Annotated in this window: 1 protein-coding gene; it reads left to right on the forward strand. The window is 35.6% G+C overall.

The window, feature by feature from the left end; all coding sequences use genetic code 11:
• Positions 1-101: 101 nt before the first annotated feature.
• Positions 102-947, forward strand: a complete 846-nt coding sequence (locus J8L97_RS23020) for a hypothetical protein (protein WP_211053049.1) — start codon at positions 102-104, stop codon at positions 945-947.
• Positions 948-955 lie beyond the last annotated feature (8 nt).

Here is a 955-nt window from a genome sequence, read left to right on the forward strand (position 1 = left end):
GTTGCTTAAACGGACACAAACAGCTGGCTGTGCTCGTACCTCGCTATTATAGCCAGCCATTTTTAGCCGCTTAGCAAAGCGTTAGCAGTTTAAGGAAAGTTATGAGTAAGCGTAAAAATGAGAGAAGCTTAATTCCTTTGATGACAGTCATTGGACTTGTAAGCGCTCCATTAATTTACATACTTGGGATAGTTACAGGTAGCCAAATTCAATTATCTTCGATTTTAACAGCTGATTCTTTATCCTCTTGGGTTGCTGCTTTAGCTACAGTTGCAATCGCTGTTTTAACCTTTATTTTAGCTAAAGAAACTTGGTACTTAAGAGAAGCTCAAATAGAGCAAGTCAATTCCCTTAGAAAAGAAAATATCAGACCTGCCGTTTCAGTCACACTTAAAAATAGTGATATATCGTTTAATTTAATGATGGTAAATTTAAGTAACTTAGGAAAAGGTATTGCTAGAAATGTCAGTTTCAAGTTTATTGATAAAAATGGAAAGGAAATCTCTGAAGGTGAAAATGTAATTGTAGATCTTTTCTTAAAACTTCATGTTTTTTCCAACGGTATGCACTCTTTAGGGATTAACCAAAACGTAGATAGCTTTTTGTTCAGTTTTTTTGAGCTAAAGGGTAAATTGGAAGGCGATGATATTTTTACTCCTTTTTTCACAATAATTGTTTCTTACTCTGACGTAGAGGGTAATGTCTATTCTAATGAGTTAACCATCGACTTTGCTGAATTGAAAGGAATAACAGAAATTGGTGGCGGTGATCCACTGCATAAAATGGCAGGCGATTTAAAGAAGCTCAGAGAACAAATTGAAAGAATGACGAGCTCTTCATCTAAGAAATTGCATGTTAATACTTATACATCTAAAGATCGTGAAGAACAGCGGAAAGCCGATGAAGAATGGCGTGCAGAACGTATAAAGCAACAAGGAAAGGTGTAAAAAACTGC

It is taken from the genome of Pseudoalteromonas sp. MMG012 (genome assembly GCF_018100875.1).
Classification (GTDB): Bacteria; Pseudomonadota; Gammaproteobacteria; order Enterobacterales; family Alteromonadaceae; genus Pseudoalteromonas; species Pseudoalteromonas aurantia.